This is a genomic window from Paraburkholderia kururiensis JCM 10599 = LMG 19447, from assembly GCF_003986935.1.
GTDB lineage: Bacteria > Pseudomonadota > Gammaproteobacteria > Burkholderiales > Burkholderiaceae > Paraburkholderia > Paraburkholderia kururiensis.
The window spans coordinates 1-21025 of record NZ_RJZE01000037.1 but is presented as its reverse complement, the minus strand read 5'-3'; the positions used below and the strand labels follow the sequence as shown (position 1 = coordinate 21025).

The 21025-nt window shown below is 66.1% G+C and carries 19 protein-coding genes; 14 read left to right on the top strand and 5 right to left on the bottom strand.

Translation table 11 applies throughout. From position 1 onward, the window contains the following. Positions 1 to 69 precede the first annotated feature (69 nt). The 6 genes from PKKP23_RS31015 to PKKP23_RS30990 all read left to right on the top strand — a co-directional run bounded on the left by PKKP23_RS31015 (position 70) and on the right by PKKP23_RS30990 (position 5836). Positions 70 to 1569: an NCS1 family nucleobase:cation symporter-1 gene (locus tag PKKP23_RS31015; protein WP_126879713.1), complete on the top strand. Its 1500-nt coding sequence runs from the start codon at positions 70 to 72 to the stop codon at positions 1567 to 1569. A 22-nt stretch (positions 1570 to 1591) separates the two neighbouring features. Then, on the top strand, positions 1592 to 2377 hold the full coding sequence (locus tag PKKP23_RS31010; RefSeq protein ID WP_017777669.1) for an aspartate/glutamate racemase family protein: 786 nt from the start codon (positions 1592 to 1594) through the stop codon (positions 2375 to 2377). A gap of 366 nt (positions 2378 to 2743) precedes the next feature. Beyond that, the gene (gene puuE / locus PKKP23_RS31005) at positions 2744 to 3694 is read left to right on the top strand and encodes an allantoinase PuuE (protein WP_126879712.1); all 951 of its coding nucleotides are present in this window, start codon (positions 2744 to 2746) and stop codon (positions 3692 to 3694) included. Then, complete coding sequence (uraD, locus tag PKKP23_RS31000; protein WP_126879711.1) at positions 3691 to 4227, top strand: 2-oxo-4-hydroxy-4-carboxy-5-ureidoimidazoline decarboxylase; 537 nt, start codon at positions 3691 to 3693, stop codon at positions 4225 to 4227. Before puuE ends, uraD begins: the two co-directional genes overlap by 4 nt. Before the next feature lie 68 nt (positions 4228 to 4295). Continuing rightward, complete coding sequence (alc, locus tag PKKP23_RS30995; protein WP_126879710.1) at positions 4296 to 5312, top strand: allantoicase; 1017 nt, start codon at positions 4296 to 4298, stop codon at positions 5310 to 5312. Between the two features lie 11 nt (positions 5313 to 5323). After that, on the top strand, positions 5324 to 5836 hold the full coding sequence (locus tag PKKP23_RS30990) for an ureidoglycolate lyase (protein ID WP_126879725.1): 513 nt from the start codon (positions 5324 to 5326) through the stop codon (positions 5834 to 5836). A 411-nt stretch (positions 5837 to 6247) separates the two neighbouring features. Here PKKP23_RS30990 and PKKP23_RS30985 read toward each other — a convergent pair whose 3' ends face one another. Both PKKP23_RS30985 and uraH read right to left on the bottom strand, forming a co-directional pair. Then, a complete protein-coding gene (locus PKKP23_RS30985) occupies positions 6248 to 7441 on the bottom strand; it encodes a urate hydroxylase PuuD (RefSeq protein WP_126879709.1) in 1194 nt (397 codons plus the stop codon). A gap of 153 nt (positions 7442 to 7594) precedes the next feature. After that, a complete protein-coding gene (uraH, locus tag PKKP23_RS30980) occupies positions 7595 to 7948 on the bottom strand; it encodes a hydroxyisourate hydrolase (protein ID WP_126879708.1) in 354 nt (117 codons plus the stop codon). 542 nt (positions 7949 to 8490) lie between these two features. Between uraH and PKKP23_RS30975 the strand changes: the two genes are divergently transcribed. Beyond that, positions 8491 to 10014, top strand: coding sequence for an 8-oxoguanine deaminase (locus tag PKKP23_RS30975; RefSeq protein ID WP_275094592.1), 1524 nt, complete (start codon positions 8491 to 8493; stop codon positions 10012 to 10014). Between the two features lie 126 nt (positions 10015 to 10140). On the opposite strand, the gene PKKP23_RS30970 is transcribed toward PKKP23_RS30975, so the two are convergent. Further along, entirely contained in the window at positions 10141 to 11073 is a 933-nt protein-coding gene (locus tag PKKP23_RS30970; protein ID WP_017775976.1) for a LysR substrate-binding domain-containing protein, read from the bottom strand. A gap of 276 nt (positions 11074 to 11349) precedes the next feature. Between PKKP23_RS30970 and PKKP23_RS30965 the strand changes: the two genes are divergently transcribed. The 4 genes from PKKP23_RS30965 (at position 11350) to PKKP23_RS30950 (ending at position 16345) form a co-directional block, all read left to right on the top strand. Further along, positions 11350 to 12945 carry an ABC transporter ATP-binding protein gene (locus PKKP23_RS30965; protein WP_126879707.1) on the top strand — a complete coding sequence of 532 codons (1596 nt, stop codon included), beginning with the start codon at positions 11350 to 11352 and terminating at the stop codon, positions 12943 to 12945. 94 nt (positions 12946 to 13039) lie between these two features. Next, positions 13040 to 14149, top strand: a complete 1110-nt coding sequence (locus PKKP23_RS30960; RefSeq protein WP_026121692.1) for an ABC transporter permease — start codon at positions 13040 to 13042, stop codon at positions 14147 to 14149. Positions 14150 to 14242: 93 nt separating this feature from the next. Beyond that, positions 14243 to 15172 (top strand): ABC transporter permease, encoded by a 930-nt coding sequence (locus PKKP23_RS30955; protein WP_126879706.1) that lies wholly within the window; start codon positions 14243 to 14245, stop codon positions 15170 to 15172. Between the two features lie 84 nt (positions 15173 to 15256). Further along, positions 15257 to 16345, top strand: a complete 1089-nt coding sequence (locus PKKP23_RS30950; RefSeq protein WP_017775972.1) for a BMP family ABC transporter substrate-binding protein — start codon at positions 15257 to 15259, stop codon at positions 16343 to 16345. 275 nt (positions 16346 to 16620) lie between these two features. Here PKKP23_RS30950 and PKKP23_RS30945 read toward each other — a convergent pair whose 3' ends face one another. Next, positions 16621 to 16830: a dodecin gene (locus PKKP23_RS30945; RefSeq protein ID WP_017775970.1), complete on the bottom strand. Its 210-nt coding sequence runs from the start codon at positions 16828 to 16830 to the stop codon at positions 16621 to 16623. Positions 16831 to 17165: 335 nt separating this feature from the next. Between PKKP23_RS30945 and PKKP23_RS30940 the strand changes: the two genes are divergently transcribed. Next, positions 17166 to 18188, top strand: coding sequence for an NAD(P)-dependent oxidoreductase (locus PKKP23_RS30940; protein WP_126879705.1), 1023 nt, complete (start codon positions 17166 to 17168; stop codon positions 18186 to 18188). A 456-nt stretch (positions 18189 to 18644) separates the two neighbouring features. Beyond that, the gene (locus PKKP23_RS30935) at positions 18645 to 20237 is read left to right on the top strand and encodes an ABC-F family ATPase (RefSeq protein WP_017775968.1); all 1593 of its coding nucleotides are present in this window, start codon (positions 18645 to 18647) and stop codon (positions 20235 to 20237) included. Positions 20238 to 20322: 85 nt separating this feature from the next. On the opposite strand, the gene PKKP23_RS33855 is transcribed toward PKKP23_RS30935, so the two are convergent. Next, the gene (locus PKKP23_RS33855) at positions 20323 to 20466 is read right to left on the bottom strand and encodes a hypothetical protein (protein WP_161978171.1); all 144 of its coding nucleotides are present in this window, start codon (positions 20464 to 20466) and stop codon (positions 20323 to 20325) included. A gap of 179 nt (positions 20467 to 20645) precedes the next feature. Between PKKP23_RS33855 and PKKP23_RS30930 the strand changes: the two genes are divergently transcribed. Further along, positions 20646 to 21025 (top strand): contractile injection system protein, VgrG/Pvc8 family (locus tag PKKP23_RS30930; RefSeq protein ID WP_240659212.1); only part of this gene is annotated, 380 nt, incomplete at its 3' end.

The following is a 21025-nucleotide window of genomic DNA, read 5'->3' as shown; positions in this document are numbered from 1 at the left end:
CGTCATGCAAGGCATGACACAAGGCGAGTAGCAGAGCGACCGGCGTTTCCATCTCACGGAGGAGGAGTCATGGCTCAGTTCAGTGCGGCGCAAAGCGCGCCGGCAACATCCGCGTACGACGACGCCACGGCGTCCGACGCAGGCGAGGGCGACGTATTGGTGCCCGCAGGCTACAGCGAGCGTCTCTACAACCACGACCTCGCGCCATTGCGTCACCAGACCTGGGGCGCTTACAACATCTTCGCGTTCTGGATGTCGGACGTGCACAGCGTGGGCGGCTATGTGTTCGCGGGCAGCCTCTTCGCGCTCGGCCTCACGAGCTGGCAGGTGCTGATTGCGCTGCTCGTGGGCATCGGCATCGTGAACGTGCTGTGCAACCTCATCGCACGGCCCAGCCAGATGCATGGCGTACCGTATCCCGTGGCCTGCCGCGCGACGTTCGGCGTGCTCGGGGCGAACATTCCGGCGGTGATCCGCGGGCTCATCGCGGTGGCGTGGTACGGCATCCAGACCTATCTCGCGTCGAGCGCGCTCGTCATCGTCGTGCTCAAGTTCTTCCCGCAACTGATGCCGTATGCCGACGTGCATCGGCATGGCTTCGCAGGTCTTTCCGCGCTCGGCTGGGCAGGCTTCATGACGCTCTGGGTCTTGCAGGCGCTGGTGTTCTGGAACGGCATGGAGACCATCAAGAAGTTCATCGACTTCGCCGGCCCCGCCGTCTACGTGGTGATGTTCGTGCTCGCGGGCTACATGGTGTGGCGCGCGGGCTGGAACAACATCGGCATCAACCTGGGCGGCGTGAAGTATCACGGCATGGAGGTGCTGCCCGTCATGGTGACGGCCATCTCGCTCGTGGTGTCGTATTTCTCGGGGCCGATGCTGAACTTCGGCGACTTCTCGCGCTACGGCAGGAGCTTTCGCAGCGTGAAGCGCGGCAACTTCTGGGGGCTGCCCGTCAACTTCCTCGCGTTCTCGCTCGTGACGGTGGTGACCACGTCGGCCACGCTGCCCGTGTTCGGCCAACTGATCACCGACCCCGTCGAAACAGTAGGCCGCATCGATCAGCCCACGGCCGTGGTGCTGGGCGCGTTGACCTTCACCATCGCCACCATCGGCATCAACATCGTCGCGAACTTCGTCTCGCCGGCATTCGACTTCTCGAACGTCGCGCCGCGTCTCATCAGTTGGCGCGCGGGCGGCATGCTGGCGGCGGTGGCCTCCGTCTTCATCACGCCGTGGAATCTCTTCAACAACCCGGCCGTGATCCACTACACGCTCGACGTGCTGGGCAGCTTCATCGGGCCGCTCTATGGCGTGCTCGTGACGGACTTCTATCTCGTCAAGCGCCAGAAGATCGAAACGGGCGATCTCTACACCGTGTCGCCCACCGGCGCGTACTGGTATCGCAATGGCGTCAACTACCGGGCGGTGGCCGCGCTGCTGCCCGCGGCGCTGATTGCGGTGGCCTGCGTGCTCGTGCCGCATCTCGATAACCTCGCGAATTTTTCGTGGTTCATCGGCGCGGCGCTCGGCGCGGTTTTCTATCGGGCGCTGGCGGCCGCACGCTGATCGTTCAACCTTGGGAGTCACCATGCGCATCAAGCTCATTAATCCGAACACCACACAGCGCATGACCGATGCGATGGGCCGCTGCGCGCGCGAGGTCGCCGCGGCGGGCACCGAGGTCGTGGCGGTAAGTCCGACCATGGGGCCGCCTTCCATCGAAGGCTATTACGACGAGGCCATGGCCACGCCAGGCCTGCTCGCCGAGGTGGCCGCAGGCGAACGCGAGGGCTTCGACGCCTACGTGATCGCCTGCTTTGGCGACCCAGGCCTGTATGCCGCGCGCGAACTGGCGCGTGGTCCGGTGATCGGCATTGCCGAGGCCGCGATGCACGCGGCGAGCGTGCTGGCACCAGGCTTTTCCGTGGTGACGACGCTGGCGCGCACGCGTTCGATGGCCTGGCATCTGGCCGAGCGCTACGGCATGCGGCGCTTTTGCCGCAACGTGCGCGCAACCGACGTCGCCGTGCTCGATCTGGACCGTCCCGGCTCGGCGGCACGCGAGTTGATCGTGGACGAATGCCGCCGCGCAATCGACGAAGACGGCGCCGAGTCCATCGTGCTCGGTTGTGCCGGCATGGCCGAGTTGTGCGCCTACGTGGAAGACGCTGTGGGCGTGCCGGTGGTGGAAGGCGTAACGGCCGCGGTGAAATGGGCCGAAGCGCTCGTCGCGTTGCGGCTCGCCACGGCCAAGCGCGGCGACTTTGCGCGGCCGCTTCCGAAGCGTTACGACGGCGAACTCGAACGCTTCAGCCCCGGCGGCGACGGCTTGCCCGACATGGAGGCCCCGAAGACGGCGTACCGGTTCGGCTGACGGTTCGGCTGACAGTTGGGCTGACAGCGCGGCTGGCAGCGGCGGGGCATGGCGGTGGCCGTGAGAGGCTGACGATGGCGCGCAACGAACGTACGTGATGCACGCCGCGAGCACAGCGCGAGAGCGCGATGCGATGCATGGCAGAGGCAGACCGAGCACACGCCCAGGCCACGCCGGTTTTTGCGCACTGCACATACATCGCTGCTGACGGGCACTATCTCGCCCGCTGTATGGGCGCTCCGGATTGTTTTCGCTACACTGGTCCGGTCCTGAAGGCGGCCGATATCCACGCATCGCACGGGCCCCGCATAGGCATCACGTCCCGCCGGGCACCGCCTTCTTCCGTTTCGACACTTGCCTTCCATCATGACACTCGACTCTCACTATCCCCGCGATCTGGCCGGCTATGGCCGTTATCCCGTGCAGGCCGACTGGCCCAGCCGCGCGCGCGTTGCGGTGCAGTTCGTACTGAACTACGAAGAGGGCGGCGAGAACTGCGTGCTGCACGGCGACCCGGCATCCGAGCAGTTTCTTTCCGAGATTGTGGGCGCAGCAGCGTATCCGTCGCGCCACATGAGCATGGAGTCGATCTACGAATACGGCTCGCGCGCCGGCGTGTGGCGCATTCTGCGCGAGTTCGAAAAGCGCGGCTTGCCGCTCACGGTGTTCGGCGTGGGCATGGCGATGGAGCGCAACCCCGAGGTCGCGAAGGCGTTCGTCGAGCTGGGCCACGAGATTGCGTGTCACGGCTATCGCTGGATTCACTATCAGGACATGGCGCCCGAGCGCGAAGCGGAACACATGCGGCTCGGCATGCAGGCCATCGAGCGCGTCACGGGCGTACAACCGCTCGGCTGGTACACCGGGCGCGACAGCCCGAACACGCACCGGCTCGTTGCCGAATACGGCGGCTTTCTCTACGACTCCGATTACTACGGCGACGACCTGCCGTTCTGGATGGAGGTGGAGGTGACGGACGGCACGAAAGTGCCGCAACTCATCGTGCCGTACACGCTCGATACCAACGACATGCGCTTCGCCACGCCGCAGGGCTTCAACACCGCCGACCATTTCTTCACCTACCTGCGAGATGCCTTCGACGTGCTCTACGAAGAGGGCGACGAAGCGCCGAAGATGCTGTCGGTAGGCATGCACTGCCGGCTGCTCGGTCGTCCGGGGCGCTTTCGCGCGTTGCAGCGCTTTCTCGATCACATCGAGCAGCACGACCGCGTGTGGGTGACGCGCCGCGTCGACATCGCGCGCCACTGGCGCGAACGGCATCCGTATGCGCAGACGGGCCGCGGAGCCGCGGCATGAAGGCCATGCGCCATACCCTCGACCAGATCAATGCGTTGCCTGTCCGCGCGTTCGTCACCGCGCTCTCGGGCATCTTCGAGCATTCGCCGTGGGTGCCCGAGGCCGTAGCGGGCGAGCGACCCTTCGCGAGCATCGAGGCGCTGCACCGCGCGATGTCGAAGGCCGTGGAAGCGGCGGGCGAGGCGAAGCAACTCGCGCTCGTCAACGCACACCCGGAGCTGGCGGGCAAGGCCGCGGTGCGCGGCGAACTGACGGCCGAATCCACGCGCGAGCAGAGCGGCGCCGGACTCAACCAATGCACGCAGGAAGAGTTCGACCGGCTTCAGCAATTGAACCGCACCTACCGCGAAAAATTCGGCTTCCCGTTCATCCTGGCCGTGCGCGGCTACGACCGGCACGGCATCATCGCGAGCTTCGAAGCGCGCGTGAACAACAGCCGCGCCGACGAACTGCGCGCGAGCCTCGACCAGATCTATCGCATTGCGCGCTTCAGGCTCGACGAACTCATCGACGAGCCGGCGTCGCGCGCCTGACACCACACACATCCGACCGTCGTCACAGACGGCATTTCCCGACACAGACACACCCAAGGAAGACAACGATGGCACTCCCGACTCTCGATCCCAACGCGCCCGACTTCACGCGCCGCTACGTCAATCTCGCAGACCCGCGGCTGGGCGCGGCGGCGCTGGAGGCCAGCGACGACTTCTTCGCGCCGAAGGACCGCATGCTGAATCCCGAGCCGGCCGTCTTCATTCCGGGCAAGTACGACGAGCACGGCAAGTGGATGGACGGCTGGGAGACGCGCCGAAAGCGCACGGCAGGCTACGACTGGTGCATCGTGAAGCTCGCGCGGCCGGGCGTCATCAAGGGCCTCGACATCGATACGAGCCACTTCACCGGCAACTTCCCACCCGCGGCTTCCATCGAGGCCGCTTGTGTGGCCGACGGGGCGCCCGGCGCCGCCACGCAATGGACCGAGATCGTGCCGTCCACCACCCTTCAGGGCAACAGCCACCACTACGTCGACGTGACGAACACGGGCGCTTTCACGCACCTGCGCGTCAACATCTATCCCGACGGCGGCATTGCGCGGCTGCGCGTGTATGGACAGCCGCAGGTGGACTGGGCGGGCGCGAGCCGCAGCGAACTGTTCGACCTCGCCGCGATGGAAAACGGTGCCTACGTGGTGGCCGCGAACAATCAGCATTTCGGCGCCGCCTCGAACCTTTTGATGCCGGGCCGCGGCGTGAACATGGGCGACGGCTGGGAAACACGCCGCCGCCGCGAACCGGGCAACGACTGGACCATCATCGCGCTCGCGCAGCCCGGCGTGATCCGCAAGGTCGAAGTGGATACGGCGCACTTCAAGGGCAACTATCCGGACCGCTGCTCGATCCAGGCCGCGCGCGTGACGGGCGGCACCGACAGCTCGCTTGTCACCCAGGCCATGTTCTGGCCGGTGCTGCTCGACGAACAGAAATTGCAGATGGACGCGCAGCACTATTTCGAAGCGGAGCTGGCGGCGCTCGGCCCCGTCCCCGTCACGCACGTGCGCTTCAACATCATTCCGGACGGCGGCGTTTCGCGTCTGCGCCTCTGGGGCACGCTGGCATGAGTACAGCAACGATGAAGACACTCGCGATCGAGCCGCTCACGCGCGCCGCGTTCGCGCCCTTCGGCGACGTGATCGAACTCGAGGGCGCGAAGCAGGTTCCCATCAACCTGGGCACCACGATCCGCTATCACGACCTCGCGAAGATCGACGTGGCGGACGAGGGCGGTCGCCCGCTCGTCAATCTCTTTCGCGGCCAGCCGCGCCAGTTGCCCTTCGAGGTGACGATGCTGGAGCGTCATCCGCTCGGCTCGCAGGCGTTCGTGCCGCTCAATGACCGGCCGTATCTCGTCGTCGTGGCGCCGGCGGGCGTGCTGGATCCGCAGGGTATTCGCGCCTTCGTGACGAGCGGCTGGCAGGGCGTGAACTACGCGAAGGGCGTCTGGCACCATCCGCTGATCGCGCTCGGTGAGGTGAGCGATTTCATCGTCGTGGATCGCGGCGGCGACGGACTCAATCTGAACGAGCAGGATCTCGAGGAATCGTTGTGGCTGACGGAAGAGGCGCTGAGGGCAGTGGTTCGTTGAGCGATCGCTGCGTCGGACCCGGCGGCAACAGGCGATAGCGCTGCTTTCGCGGATGGAAGAAGGGCCCGCGGCTGTATCGGCCGTGGGCTTTGTCGTATCTGGACGTTGAGGAACGATGTCTGGTTAGCGGGCGATGCCCATGCCGATCTTGCCTGTGCGGCACGCGAAGACGCGTTCGCGATCGCTCTACACATCTCTCGCGACAACGTCGCACACCACGAGCATCGCAAGCTCGGCGGGCGATGGACGATGAACGGCGGGCCTGAGCCATTGCCTACGCCGTCTGGCCATTAACCCGCGCCCGCAATCAAAAAAGCCCGGCAATCGCGCGCCATCGCACGATTGCCGGGCCGTCCGACCGTGGCAGCACTGGACTGCGCCAGCCACAGCCACAGCCCATTTCCCGCCTGGTTACTGCACCGCGCCGCCCTGGAACCATGCCGCGATCTTCATCCGTTCTTCGTCGGTCATGTGCGTGACGTTGCCGAGCGGCATCGCCTTCAAGGTCACCGCCTGCTGGTACAGCCGCTGCGCGTTCTGCGAAATCTCCGCGGGCGTGTCGAACATCACGCCGGCCGGGGCGCTGCCCATGAGCGTCGGGTGTGCCGAATGGCACGCCACGCAGCGCTGTTGCAGGATCGGGGCGATGTCGGCGAGGTGCACCTTCGGCGCGTTGGCCGCTTCGGCCTGCGGGACGACCGGGCGCGGCAAGGTCCATGCAAGCGCAGCTGCCAGCAGCGCGACGCCGCCCACAGGCAGATACCAGAGCACCTGGCCGCGGTGGCGCATCACGAAGAACTGACGGATCAGCGCGCCGGCCAGCATGATGATGGCGAGCACGGCCCAGTTGTAGGCGTGCGTGTAGGTCATCGCGTAGTGGTTCGAGAGCATCGCGAATACCACGGGCAGCGTGAAGTACGTGTTGTGCACCGATCGTTGCTTGCCGCGCTTGCCGTAGACAGGGTTCGGCGTGTCGCCTTTGAGCATGGCGTCCACCATCTTGCGTTGCCCGGGAATGATCACGAAGAACACGTTCGCGGACATGATGGTCGCGAGCATCGCGCCCACGATCAGATACGCGGCGCGGCCCGCGAACACGTGGCAGGCGAGCCACGCGGCGGCCAGCACGTAGAGCCCCACGCACACGCCCAGCACCTTGTCGCGGTTGCCGAGCACGCGGCACAGCGAGTCGTAGACGATCCAGCCGGCCATCAGGAAGCCGAGCGCCGACGCGATGGCCACCACGGGGCCCATGTCGAGCACGTTCTTGTCGATGAGGTAGGTGTTCGGCGCGCTGAGGTAGAGCACCGTGAAGAGCGCGAAGCCCGACATCCACGTGGTGTACGACGGCCACTTCGACCAGTGCAGGTCGTCGGGCATTTCGGGCGGCGCGACCGTGTACTTCTGCATGTTGTAGAAGCCGCCGCCATGCACGTGCCAGAGTTCGCCGAACACGCCGCGCTGGCGTTGCTGCGGGTCTTTCGGCGGCTTGAGGCTGTTGTCGAGCGCGACGAAGTAAAACGACTCGCCGATCCAGGCAATCGCGACCACCACATGAAGCCAGCGGATCGCGAGGTTCAGCCAGTCGGTGATAAAGCCTTCCATGAAACGCCTCCACTCCTGATTCTTTCTATGCCGGAACGGCTCATGCCACGAGGCGGCTTAGCCGCGCGTGCAGGCTTTCGGTTCCGGTGGTGCGGGTTGATCGATGAACGCGTGTTGCGGCGCGCGCACGGAAGCGGCGCCTGCGTGACGGCGTCAGCTGCCCCGATACGTGCTGTACGACCACGGCGAGACGAGCAGCGGCACGTGGTAGTGCGCGTTGGCATCGGCAATGCCGAAGCGCAGCACGACGCGATCGACGAAACGCGGCTGCGGCAGTTGCGCGCCCATGGCGGCGAAATAGTCGCCCGCGTGAAAGACGAGTTCGTACTCGCCCGCCACGAGCGCGGCGCCTTCGAGCAGCGGTTCGTCGCAGCGTCCGTCGTGATTGGTGGTGGTGGTTTTCAGCGCGCGGCGCGTGTCGCCCGCGAGCGCGAAGAGTTCGACCTTGACGCCCGCGCCGGGACGGCCGTTGGCGGTGTCGAGCACGTGGGTAGTGAGCTTGCCCATTCGCAGTTTCCTTGTGTCGGTTCGACCTGTGTGCGAGGTTTCGGCGGCAGCCCGATCCGATCCAGAACTACTGGCGGCGGATCGAGGCTCCACGTCAGTGGCTACATACCCGTCGGCGGATCGATGCGAGCGCCGTGAGGGTGATTCTATGAACGATCGCCGGCTCCGCGGGCGAGCGATAGGAAAGATAATGCCAGCAGCATGTGGGCCGCGCCCGTGCGCCGCGCGGCAGAGCAGGAAAGCGGCACGGATCGCCCCCTGCTGCCGATCGTACCGGCACCAAAATTGGCCGTTATATCGCCACGCTGAGGGCGGGTATCGCAGCGGCGCGCATTGCCAGTGCAATTTTGGCCGTCGAAGGTTATGCCATGCGCAGCACGGCTGCGCGTCCCGAAGACGGCGGCACGCCGGGTAACCGGGCCAGCGGCGTTCAGAGCGGAACGCGTCGGCACGGTGCGTGCCGGGCATTGCGTTCGGACAGCCTTTCAGGCACCGCGCCACATGAAATGAACGGCGGGCGCACACGGACGGGAGAGACGCGAATGGCAATGCAGCAGGACGGGCGCAGGACGCAAGAGGGGCAGGCAGGACAGGCAGAACCGGCAGGACAGGCCGAACAGCGGATACAGGCCGCGCACACGAACACGGCAGGCGAACACGCCGCGCCTTTGACTGCGTCGCCGGCAGGCAAGGGCGCGCCGCGCGCCGCCCGCACGCTGCTCGTCAAACACGCGGACATGCTCGTCACGATGGATGGCGCAAGGCGCGAGATACGCGACGGCGGCCTCTACGCTGAAGGCAACCGCATCGTCGCCGTTGGGCCCACGAGCGAGTTGCCCGCGGATGCCGACGAGGTGCTGGACCTGCGCGGGCACATCGTGATTCCTGGGCTCGTCAACACGCATCACCACATGTATCAGAGCCTGACGCGCGCCGTGCCGGCTGCGCAGAACGCCGAGCTGTTCGGCTGGCTCACGAGCCTGTACCGCGTCTGGGCCAACCTGAGCCCGGAGATGATCGAGGTATCCACGCTCACGGCGATGGCCGAACTGCTGCTCTCGGGCTGCACCACGTCGAGCGACCACCTCTATCTCTACCCGAACGGTAGCCGGCTCGACGACAGCATCGCCGCGGCCCAACGGATCGGCATGCGCTTTCATGCGAGCCGCGGCAGCATGAGCGTGGGGCAGAAAGACGGCGGCCTGCCGCCCGATGCGGTGGTGGAGCGCGAAGACGCGATTCTCGCCGACACGCAGCGTCTGATCGAGACGTACCACGACGACGGGCGCTACGCGATGCTGCGCGTGGTCGTGGCGCCGTGCTCGCCGTTCTCGGTGAGCCGCGATCTGATGCGCGAGTCCGCGACGCTGGCGCGGCACTACGGCGTCTCGCTGCATACGCATCTGGCCGAGAACGTGAACGACGTGGCCTACAGCCGCGAAAAATTCGGCATGACGCCGGCCGAGTACGCTGAAGACCTCGGCTGGGTGGGCCGCGACGTCTGGCATGCGCACTGTGTGCAGCTCGACGATGCGGGCATTGCGCTCTTTGCGCGCACCGGCACGGGCGTCGCGCATTGCCCGTGCTCGAACATGCGGCTCGCGTCGGGCATTGCCCCGGTCGGCAGGATGCGTCGCGCGGGCGTGCCGGTCGGGCTGGGGGTGGACGGTTCCGCCTCCAACGACGGCGCGCAGATGGTGGCCGAGGCGCGCCAGGCGTTGCTGCTCGCGCGCGTCGGCTTCGGGCCGGACGCGATGACAGCCCGCGAGGCCCTTGAAATCGCGACGCTGGGCGGGGCGCGCGTGCTGGGCCGCGACGACATCGGGGCACTCGCACCCGGCATGGCTGCCGACTTCGTGGCGTTCGACCTGCGCCAGCCGCTCTTTGCCGGCGCGCTGCACGACCCGGTGGCGGCGCTTGTGTTCTGCGCGCCGTCGCAGGTGGCGCTGAGCGTGATCGACGGACGCATCGTCGTGAAGGACGGCGTGCTGCAGACGGTGGAGCTGGGGCCCGTGATCGAGCGGCACAACCGGCTGGCCGCCGAACTGGCGGCTGCGGCTGGGTAGAAGGGAAGCCGGCGAAAGAAGACCGGCGAAAGCAGGCAGACGAGAGGAAGCAGACAGTCGAAACGAAGCAGACGAAGCGCAGAGAAAGCGCAGCAGAAACCGGCGAGAGAACGCCGGCCGCCCCGCTCAAGCCTTCTCGATCAGCGCACGCGTAGCTTCGGCAACAAGCCCGCGCAGCCAACGCACTTCGTCGGAGTAATGGCAGCGCTCGTGCCAGAGCTGGTAGTACTGCATGGGGGGGAAGTCGAGCGGCGCCGGCACCACGGTGAGCGGCAGGAATTTCGCGTAGTGGTCCGCGAAGAGCCGCGTGGTGGTGAAGATCAGGTCCGACTTGACGAGCACGTAGGGCGCGAGATTGAAGTACGGCAGCGTGACGACCACGTGGCGCTTCAGCCGCTCGCGGGCCAGATGCACGTCGATCGCGCCGCGCTGGCCCACGGAATAGGGCGTAGGCGCGAGATGCGGCGCGTTGAGGTACTGGTCGAGCGTGAGCGTGCCGCGCCGCGCGAACGGATGCGTGTTGCTCATGAGGCACACGATCTGGTCGACGAACAGGTTGGAGAGGTGCAGCTGCTCGGGCGGCTCGGGCCAGTTGCCCACCACGATGTCGAGCTTGCCGTCTTCCAGCGCGAGTTCGTAGTCGAACGCCGGGCCGAGCGAGTGGAATTCGAGCGTCGCGTTGGGCGCGGCCAGCCGGAAGCGCTCGATCACGGTGGGCACGAACAGGACGTTGAGGTAGTCGGGGCAGCCGATCCGGTAGCAGCGAATCGACGTGGCCGGGTCGAACGTGTGCTGCTGGAAGCGGATGCGCTCGATTTCGCGCAGCGCGTTCTGCACGGGTTCGAGCAGGCGCAGGCCGTACTCGGTGGGCACCATGCCGGACTTGCCGCGCACGAGCAGCGGGTCGCCCGTGATGTCGCGCAGGCGGCGCAGCGCGGCGCTGATGGCGGGTTGGGACTGGTTGAGCTTGACGGCCGCGCGCGTCACGCTGCGCTCCATCAAGAGGGTGTGCAGGACGCGCAACAGGTACGTGTCGATCGCCTCGCGTTGCTGACTCATGGACTCTCCGGACTATATGGGCTGGCTGATCGAACGGTGGGGTGGGTATATCGTTTTTAGTATGGACAGAAAAGGCCGTCAAGGGAGAGTTACCCGCAAAGGCACGACTGGCGCGGTCTCCCGGCATTTTTGAAGGCTCGACTGGCGCCCGCCTGATCGGGTATCGTCACCGGCGGCACGGCGTGCCGCGCGGCCGGTGGTCCAGCCGGCCGCGCGGTTTGCAGCCCGGGTTTGCAGCCCGGTTCGCCTCGTAGGCACTACGTAATACGGAAACACATGAGCGATTCATCTTCACGCGGCCCCGCAGGCGCGGCCACCGTCACGGCCACCCCGCCCAGGCTTGCGCTCACGGGCATCACGAAGCAATACCCCGCGGTGCTCGCCAACGACGACGTGACGCTCACGGTGGCGCCCGGCGAGATTCACGCCGTGCTCGGCGAGAACGGCGCCGGCAAGAGCACGCTCATGAAGATCATCTACGGCGCCGTGCGCCCGGATGCAGGTGAGATCCGCTGGGAAGGCGAGAGCGTCGAGATCGCGAGCCCGGCCGCGGCGCGGCGCCTCGGCATCGGCATGGTGTTCCAGCATTTTTCGCTGTTCGAAACACTGACGGTGGGCGAGAACATTGCGCTTTCGCTCGACGAGCCGTTCGATCTCAAGGCGCTCGCGCGTCGCATTCGTGAGGTGTCGGCGCAATACGGGCTCGACATCGATCCGCAGCGCCACGTGCACAGCCTCACCGTCGGCGAGCGGCAACGCGTGGAGATCGTGCGCTGCCTGCTGCAGAACCCGCGCCTGCTCATCATGGACGAGCCCACTTCCGTGCTCACGCCGCAGGCTGTTCGCAAGCTTTTCGAAACCCTCAGGCGCCTCGCGGCCGAGGGCTGCAGCATTCTCTACATCAGCCACAAGCTCGACGAAATCCAGGAGCTCTGCGATACGGCCACGGTGATGCGCGGCGGCCGCGTAACGGGGCACGTCAAACCGCGCGAGGAAACGCACGCCTCACTCGCGCAATTGATGGTGGGCCATTCGCTGCCCGACTACACGCGCCGCGCGCATACGCCGGGCGACGTGCTGCTCGACGTGAAGCACCTGACGGCGGCCAGTGACGACCCGTTCGGCACCTCGCTTGAAGACGTGTCGTTCGCCGTGCACGCGGGCGAGATTCTCGGCATTGCCGGCGTGTCGGGCAACGGCCAGGCGGAGTTGCTCGCGGCGCTCTCGGGCGAGCGCCGCGGCGCGGAAGCGAACGCCGTGACGATCTGCGGCAAGGCTGCCGGCAAGCTGTCGGCAGGTGCGCGGCGCGCGCTCGGCTTCGCCTTCGTGCCCGAAGAGCGGCTGGGGCGCGGCGCTGTGCCGGCGATGTCGCTCGCGCAGAACGCGCTCCTCACGGCGCACCGCCAGAAGATGGTGCGCTCGGGCTGGATCAGCACGCGTGCCATGCGCGACTTCGCGAAGCGCTGCATCGATTCGTTCGACGTGCGCTGCGGCGGCCCGGACGCGCTCGCGCAAAGTCTCTCGGGCGGCAATCTGCAGAAGTTCATCGTGGGCCGCGAGATCTTGCAGGCGCCGAAGGTGCTGGTGGTCGCGCAACCCACCTGGGGCGTCGACGTCGGCGCGGCGTCGTTCATTCGCCAGCAGTTGCTCGATCTCTCGGCAAGCGGCGTGGCGATCCTCGTGATCTCGGAGGAACTCGAAGAACTGTTCGACATCTGCGACCGCATCGCGGTGCTCGCGCGTGGGCGCCTGTCGCCGGTGCGCCGCACGGGCGACACCAATGCGGAAGAGATTGGCCGCTGGATGGCCGGGCTCTTCGGCGAGCGCGCGAACGCGGTGCCGGGCGGCTCGGGCGAACCGGCGCACGCGTAACGGCGCGGCGCACCCCGCCTCGCAGGCTGCGCGCCATCCGCCGCAGCATGCGGGCATCGACAACAACACAGAACCACGCCTCACCACACGCACCATGACGTTTGCCTACCGACTCGAAGCCCGTACCACGCCGTCGCGCGCCATGCAACTCGCGGTGCCGCTCGTCGCGGCGCTGCTCACGCTCGCCATCGGCTTTCTGATCTTCGGCCTCGTGGGCCGCGATCCCGGCGAAGCGATGCGCGCCTTCTTCATCGAGCCCATCTCGTCCGTGAACGGCTGGTGCGAGCTGTTGCTCAAGGCGTCGCCGCTGTGTCTGATCGGCCTCGGGCTCGCCCTCGGCTATCGCGCGAACGTCTGGAACATCGGCGCGGAAGGGCAGATGCTGCTGGGCGGCATCGCGGCGAGCGGCGTGGCGATCTACTTCGATCAGTCGAGCGGCTGGTGGATCCTGCCCACGATGATGCTCGCGGGCATTGCAGGCGGCATGCTGTGGGCCGCGATTCCCGCGTTCCTCAAGACCCGCTTCAACACCAACGAGATTCTCACGAGCCTCATGCTCACCTATGTCGCGACGCAACTGCTCGTGTATCTGGTGAGCGGCCCCTGGCGCGACCCGCAAGGCATGAACTTCCCGCTCTCGGAGATGTTCAGCGGCGACGCGCTGTACCCCACCTTCGGCGGCGACTGGCACATCAAATGGCTGCGCGGCACGCGCCTGAACGCATCGATTTTCGTCACGCTGGCGGCCATTCCGCTCGTCTGGCTCTTCATGCGCAAGAGCTTTGCCGGCTACCGCATGGACGTGGGCGGGCTCGCGCCCCTCGCGGCGCGCTACGCGGGCTTCTCCGACAAGAAGGCGATCTGGACCACGCTGCTCGCGAGCGGCGGCCTGGCGGGCCTTGCGGGCATGGGCGAGATCGCCGGGCCCATCGGCCAGTTGCAGGCCACGTGGTCGCCTGGCTACGGCTTCACCGCGATCATCGTGGTGTTCGTGGGCCGCCTGCATCCGCTCGGTATCGTGCTCGCGAGTCTTTTGATGGCGCTGCTGTACCTGGGCGGCGAGGCAGTGCAGACCTCGATGCAGCTGCCGCAGGCGCTCTCGGGCGTGTTCCAGGGCCTGCTGCTGTTCTGCCTGCTGGGCGCGGACCTGTTCGTCAACTACCGCGTGGTGCGGCGTCGCCATGCGGTGACGCACGCGCAGTGAAGCCGGCAGCAACGCGCAACGCGGCATCGCCCGATAACCCCAACACGCTTTTGTAACCCGCTTCCGTAACCCGCCTTTGCTACGCGATTCGTCATGGACATTCCACAAGCCAGCGCACTCGTTTCCAGCGCCGTCCTCGCCGCCATCCCGCTCATGTTCGCGGGCATCGGCGAACTCGTCACCGAAAAGTCCGGGGTGCTCAATCTGGGCGTGGAGGGCATGATGCTGATGGGTGCCGTGAGCGGCTACGCCGTGACCACGGTGACAGGCGAGCCCTGGCTGGGCGTGCTCGCGGCCGTCGGCGCGGGCATGGCGATGGCGCTGCTGTTCGGCTTCCTCACGCTCACGATGCTCGCCAACCAGGTGGCCACGGGGCTTTCGCTGACCATCTTCGGTATCGGGCTCTCGGCCTATGTCGGCAAGCCCTACACGTCGGCTGCGGTGAGTGCGACCATTGCTGCCTGGCCCATTCCGGGCCTCGCGAAGATTCCCGTGCTGGGCGCGGCGTTCTTCAGCCTGCGTCCAATCGAATACCTGGCGTTCCTGATGTTTCCGCTCGTCGCCTGGTTCCTCTATCGCACGCGCGCGGGGCTCGTGCTGCGCTCGGTGGGCGAGTCGCCGCAGGTCGCGCATTCGGTCGGCTTTCCCGTGATCGGCGTGCGCTACGGCGCAACGCTGTTCGGCGGTGCGATGGCGGGGCTCGCGGGCGGCTACTACTCGATCGTGCAACTGCACTTGTGGCAGGAGCAGTTGACGGCCGGCCGTGGCTGGATCGCGCTCGCCCTCGTGGTGTTCGCGACGTGGCGACCCGGGCGGCTGCTCGTGGGCGCGCTGCTCTTCGGCGCCGTGAACGGGCTGCAGTTCTACGCGCAGGGCGTTGGCGTGGCGGTGCCCACGCAGTTCCTCGCGATGCTGCCTTACGTGGCGACCATCGTCGTGCTCGTGCTGATTTCGCGTAACCCGACCACGATTCGCCTCAACGCGCCGGCCTCGCTCGGCAAGCCCTTTTTTGCGGCGGGATGAGGCGCGCGGCGATACCGCTTTTACGGTTCTGACCGCTTTCACCGTTTTGAATCTGAACGACAGCTACACAACAGGAGAAACAAGATGAAAAGAACACTGCTGACCGCATTCGCATCGGCTGCGGCGCTCGTCGGCGCCGTGGGGCTGCAGGCACCGGCGCAGGCTGCCGACGTGCCCGGCGTCGCCTTCGTCTATCTCGGCAACCCAGGCGACGCGGGCTGGACCTTCGCGCACGACCAGGGGTCCAAGGAAGCCGAAGCGAAGTTCGGCAGCAAGATCAAGGTGACGCGCGTGGAGAACGTGCCGGAGTCGGCCGATTCCGAGCGCGTGTTCCGCGACCTCGCTTCGAAGGGCAACAAGGTCATCATCGGTTCGAGCTTCGGCTATCAGGACTTCGAGCTGAAGGTCGCGAAGGACTTCCCCGACACGGTGTTCCTGCACGCCACGGGCTACAAGAAGGCGCCGAACTTCGGCACCTACGACGTGCGCATGTACCAGGGCGCCTATCTGGCCGGCGTGGCCGCGGGCTACGTGACGAAGACCAACACGCTCGGCTTCGTCGCCTCGGTGCCCATTCCCGAAGTGGTGCGCAACATCAACGCGTACACGCTCGGCGCGCGGTCGGTGAATCCGAAGATCCACACGAAGGTCATCTGGATCAACAGCTGGTTCGATCCGGGCAAGGAAAAGCAGGCCGCCGAAACGCTGATCGGACAAGGCGCCGACGTGCTGCTCCAAAACACCGATTCGAGTGCGACGCTCGCCACGGCCGAGGAAAAAAAGGTCCACGCGTTCGGCTGGGACTCGGACATGAAGAAGTTCGGGCCTGACGCGCACCTGGGGTCGGTGGTGGGTCACTGGGGCGTCTACTACACGGCGGCGATCCAGCAGGTGCTGGACGGCAAGTGGAAGAACGATCCGGTCTGGTGGGGCATTCCGCAGAAGGCCGTCAACTTCGAAGACCTGAACACGGGCGCGATTCCGGCCAATGCCATCAAGGACGTGGACGCGAAGCGCGCCCAGCTGGCAAGCGGCAAGTGGGACGTGTTCACGGGGCCGATCAAGGACCAGTCGGGCGCGGTGAAGGTGCCGGCGGGCAAGACGCTCGGCGACGCGGACCTGCAGCGGCTCAACTGGTATGTCGAAGGTGTGGATGGGGCGTTGCCGAAGTAAATCGACGTGCCGAGGTAAATCGACGTAAGGCGCCGGCTCTGCTGCCGGGCGATCAGCCGGGTAGCAAAGCCGTGAGCGGCGCGTGGCCGGACAGGCCAAGGGCATCCGTTTTAACCGGGCGCTGGTTCGTGAGGTCCGGCTGGAGGGGCACGAGTTTCTCCTGGGCCGGCCCTCTTCTGCCAAGCTCGGTCAAGCGCTCAACTCGGTGCCAAAGGCTCTTCAAACGGCGCGCTGCCTGCCAGCCGCGCCGTTTTCTTTTTCGTCATTCCTGCCGTTCATTCCTCGATCCGCAGCCCCACCTTGATCGTCACCTGCCAGTGCACGATGCGGTCGCCCTCGATGTGCCCGCGCGTGTCCGTCACTTCGAACCAGTGCAGGTTGCGCAGCGTTTTCGATGCGCGCTCGATGGCGCGGCGCACGGCGTCGTCGCTCGACGTGGTCGACGAGCCGGTCAGCTCGATCTGCTTGTAGACGTGATCGTCCATGGTGTGCTCCTCGCGGTCGGTTCAAAACGAGTATAGGCAACAGGGAACGGCGGTGAGGCGTGCCTTCGTGCTTGCGCCTTGCGCGTCCGTGTGTTGCGTATTGAGGCTGGCGCAGGACGCATGCCCGGGCCGGCTCGACACGGCGTGGCGTCGAACGGCGGCGCAGGACGAGCTGGCAGGGCGGCAGGCAGAGCAGCAAGACTGCGCACCACGAGCACACGGCGAGACGCGGGGAGACGCGGCGAGACACGGCCGCACACCGAGTGCGACCGCGATGTCGCGCCGGTATGATGGTCGCCCGCTGATACGGGATCGACTTGAGGAGGACTTCGAACGTGGACATCGGTTTTTGCGGCCCGGGGCTGATGGGCGCGCCCATGATCCGTCATCTGCTGCGTGCGGGGCACGCGGTGCACGTGTGGAACCGCACGCGCGAAAAGGCCGAGGCGCTTGCGCCTGAGGGCGCGCAGGTGGTCGCCACGCCGCGCGAACTGGCATCGTGCGCCGAAGTCGTGCTGCTCTGCGTCGCGGACGCGGCGGCCGTGGAGGCGGTCGTATTCGGCGAGCAAGGCGTGCTCGGTTCCTTGGGACTGGCGCCCGTTACTGACCACACGGGTTTGCGGGGCGGCCAGGGCGCGGCTTTGCCGGCGCAAGGCGGGGAAGCCCTGCCGGGGCAGGGTGGAAGCGCTCTGCTGGGACAAAGTGGAAGCGCCCCGCGGGCGCATGGGTCAGCAGCCTCACGCGTACGCCTGATCGTCGACCATTCGAGCATTCCGCCCGCCGCCACCCGCACGTTTGCCGAACGCGCGAGAGATGCGGGCGTGGGCTGGGTGGATGCACCCGTGTCAGGCGGCGTGGCGGGCGCCCAGGCCGGCACGCTCGCCGTGATGGCGGGCGGCGACGAGGCCGACGTCGCGGCTGTGATGCCGCTCGTCGCGGCCTACGCGGCGCGCATCACGCGCATGGGTGGCAGCGGCGCGGGGCAGACCACAAAGCTGTGCAATCAGGCCATCGTGACCGCCACGGTGGCCGCGATTGCGGAAGCCGTGAGCCTCGCGCAGCGCAGCGGCATCGAGTCCGCGAAGCTTGCCGAAGCGCTTGCGGGCGGCTGGGCCGACTCGGCGCTGCTCCAGACCTTCGTGCCGCGCATGACGCAGCGCGACCTCGTGCCCATCGGTGCGCTGAAAACCTTCCAGAAGGACGTGGAGACGATCGCCGCCGCAGCGGCGGCCACGGGCACGCCGATGCCGGTCTCGGGGACGGTGCAGCAGCTTCTGAGGCTGGGTGCGGCGATGGGGCTGGGAGAAGCCGATCTGTCGGCATTCATCGACGTGCTGCAGACGCCGCGTAGCATGTGAGGGCGGGCAGGGGGCGGGCCACGGGGCCACAATGAGGCCGCGGCAACGCCGCTAAAAGGGGCGAGCCGCGACGCAGCCGGAAGCCCATCTGGCCCCGTGAATCGAGGGCGGGAATCAAGGGGGGGATCAAGGGCGGGAATTGGGTCGGTGAATCGGGTCGGCGAATCGGGTCGGCGAATCGGGTCGGCGAATCGCGCGAACATCCGCCCCCAGGAAAACCGGGCGCGCCGCCCACGGCACCCTCACGACCCCATAACCTGCTAAAATCACGGGTTTTTCGTCGATCTGCCTCGTTTGCCCTTTGAAACGGGCCGGGGACGGTGGTAGAGCCGTGATAGACCCGTGACGAACGCGTGATCAATCCGTCGATCACCCTGCTGTAACACCCCATCTAGCACCTCCCGGGGCATCCCTCCCAGGGCATTTTCTGAGCACCACAGGACCAAAGGACACGCCGTGCTGTCTACCGCCAACATCACCATGCAATTCGGGCCGAAGCCCTTGTTCGAGAACATCTCGGTCAAATTCGGCGAAGGCAACCGCTATGGCCTGATCGGCGCGAACGGTTGCGGCAAGTCGACCTTCATGAAGATCCTGGGCGGTGACCTCGAGCCGTCTTCCGGCACCGTCATGCTCGAGCCGAACGTGCGCCTCGGCAAGCTGCGCCAGGACCAGTTCGCGTACGAAGACGTGCGCGTGCTCGACGTCGTGATGATGGGCCACACCGAAATGTGGGCCGCCATGACCGAGCGCGACGCGATCTACGCGAACCCCGAAGCCACCGACGACGACTACATGCACGCCGCCGAGCTCGAAGCGAAGTTCGCCGAATACGACGGCTACACCGCCGAAGCGCGCGCGGGCGAACTGCTGCTCGGCATCGGTATTGCCGGCGACCTGCACAACGGCCCGATGAGCAACGTGGCGCCCGGCTGGAAGCTGCGCGTGCTGCTCGCCCAGGCGCTGTTCTCGAAGCCCGACGTGCTGCTGCTCGACGAACCGACCAACAACCTCGACATCAATTCGATCCGCTGGCTGGAAGACATCCTCAACGAGTACAACTCGACGATGATCATCATCTCCCACGACCGGCACTTCCTGAACCAGGTCTGCACGCATATGGCAGACATGGACTACGGCACGCTCAAGATCTATCCGGGCAACTACGACGACTACATGCTGGCCTCGGCCCAGGCGCGCGAACGCCAGGTCGCCGCGAACGCGAAGGCCAAGGAACGCGTGGCCGAACTGCAGGACTTCGTGCGCCGCTTCTCGGCCAACAAGTCGAAGGCACGCCAGGCCACGAGCCGCCTGAAGATGATCGACAAGATCAAGATCGAGGAATTCAAGCCGTCGTCGCGGCAGAACCCGTTCATCCGCTTCGAGTTCGAAAAGAAGCTGCACAACATCGTCGTGGTGGCCGAAAGCATCACCAAGAAGTACGACCGCACGATCTTCCAGAACTTCAGTCTGAGCGTGCAGCCGGGCGAGCGCATCGCGATCATCGGCGAGAACGGCGCGGGCAAGACCACGCTGCTGCGCGCATTGCAGGGCAATCTGGCGCTCGACGGCGGTTCCATCAAGTGGGCCGAGAACGCGAACGTGGGCTACATGCCGCAGGACACCTACGAGGAGTTCCCGGACGACGTCACGCTCATGGAGTGGATTGACCAGTACCGCAAGGAAGGCGACGACGACCAGGCCGTGCGCGGCACGCTGGGCCGGCTGCTCTTCAATGCCGACGACATCCGCAAGTCCGTGAAGGTGCTCTCGGGCGGCGAGAAGGGTCGCATGATCTGGGGCAAGCTCATGCTGGGCCGTCACAACGTGTTGCTGATGGACGAGCCGACCAACCACATGGACATGGAGTCCATCGAGTCGCTTCAGATCGCGCTGGAGCAGTACGAAGGCACGCTGATTTTCGTCTCGCACGACCGCGAATTCGTGAGCGGCCTTGCGAACCGCATTATCGAAGTGCGCACGGACGGCAAGCTGAATGACTTCGGCGGCAATTACGAGGATTTTCTCGCTAGTCAGGGTGTGCAGTAAGCGTTACGGCGCCGGCGAAATGCCAGGCCATCGCGCCAACTTCTACCAATAAAAAATGGGCACGCTTTGCGTGCCCATTCTTATTTCAGGCGCGATCTTGTTGCGCGCCGATAGGCCGATATGCGCTGCCACGCCGTGGCTGACGTTGCGCATCGGCGCGAGGCGGCTTGAGGCCGCCATGAGGCGCCACGTCGGGGTCGGGCAACTGCTCCATCACAGAAGAATGCATTTCTTTTATGCATCGAGCACGGCTGCGCCAGAAATCGCTACGCGTCTGTAAATGCCGGCGGCGCTTATTGACCATTAGTGACAATATCTCAGTCCGCTTCTGATACGGTTATCCGGCTTAATAGCGTGCGAATTAACCCGCTTCGCATCGCTCTTTTAAACCGGACGAGGATGCGCGGAATGAATACCCCCGCAAAGCGTTTTACCGATGCGCTGCTTCACCCCAGCGCGCGGCTGACCCAGCATCTCAGGCTGTGGATCGGCGCTCAGGAGCACGATCTCGATGTGCTCGACTTCAAGGTGCGCGGCGGCTTCTGCAAGGACTACGTGGTCAGTGTGACGGTCACGTCGCCGCGGCTCGATATCGACGGCAGCGACTACGTTGGCCGGCGCGCGGGTCTGCAGGTTGACGAGCGCGCAGCAGTGCCGTCGGCCACCTGGGCCACGCCAGTCGATCATGCCGCGGCTACCTTCAACGGCGTGGTGACGCGCTGGAAGCGCATCCGCACGAGCCGCGACGAGGCGGCCTACGAGCTGCGCATCGAGCCGCGCTTTGCGGC

Bases quoted from the DNA above. Each gene is read 5' to 3' on its own strand.
- PKKP23_RS30950 (WP_017775972.1), top strand. From the start codon at position 15,257: ATGAAAAGAACACTGCTGACCGCATTCGCATCGGCTGCGGCGCTCGTC.
- PKKP23_RS30985 (WP_126879709.1), bottom strand. From the start codon at position 7,441: ATGGAAGGCTTTATCACCGACTGGCTGAACCTCGCGATCCGCTGGCTT.
- PKKP23_RS30990 (WP_126879725.1), top strand. From the start codon at position 5,324: ATGAAGACACTCGCGATCGAGCCGCTCACGCGCGCCGCGTTCGCGCCC.
- uraH (WP_126879708.1), bottom strand. From the start codon at position 7,948: ATGGGCAAGCTCACTACCCACGTGCTCGACACCGCCAACGGCCGTCCC.
- PKKP23_RS30975 (WP_275094592.1), top strand. From the start codon at position 8,491: ATGGCAATGCAGCAGGACGGGCGCAGGACGCAAGAGGGGCAGGCAGGA.
- PKKP23_RS31010 (WP_017777669.1), top strand. From the start codon at position 1,592: ATGCGCATCAAGCTCATTAATCCGAACACCACACAGCGCATGACCGAT.
- PKKP23_RS30955 (WP_126879706.1), top strand. From the start codon at position 14,243: ATGGACATTCCACAAGCCAGCGCACTCGTTTCCAGCGCCGTCCTCGCC.
- PKKP23_RS30965 (WP_126879707.1), top strand. From the start codon at position 11,350: ATGAGCGATTCATCTTCACGCGGCCCCGCAGGCGCGGCCACCGTCACG.
- PKKP23_RS30960 (WP_026121692.1), top strand. From the start codon at position 13,040: ATGACGTTTGCCTACCGACTCGAAGCCCGTACCACGCCGTCGCGCGCC.
- PKKP23_RS31015 (WP_126879713.1), top strand. From the start codon at position 70: ATGGCTCAGTTCAGTGCGGCGCAAAGCGCGCCGGCAACATCCGCGTAC.
- PKKP23_RS33855 (WP_161978171.1), bottom strand. From the start codon at position 20,466: ATGCATTCTTCTGTGATGGAGCAGTTGCCCGACCCCGACGTGGCGCCT.
- puuE (WP_126879712.1), top strand. From the start codon at position 2,744: ATGACACTCGACTCTCACTATCCCCGCGATCTGGCCGGCTATGGCCGT.
- uraD (WP_126879711.1), top strand. From the start codon at position 3,691: ATGAAGGCCATGCGCCATACCCTCGACCAGATCAATGCGTTGCCTGTC.
- PKKP23_RS30970 (WP_017775976.1), bottom strand. From the start codon at position 11,073: ATGAGTCAGCAACGCGAGGCGATCGACACGTACCTGTTGCGCGTCCTG.
- alc (WP_126879710.1), top strand. From the start codon at position 4,296: ATGGCACTCCCGACTCTCGATCCCAACGCGCCCGACTTCACGCGCCGC.
- PKKP23_RS30945 (WP_017775970.1), bottom strand. From the start codon at position 16,830: ATGGACGATCACGTCTACAAGCAGATCGAGCTGACCGGCTCGTCGACC.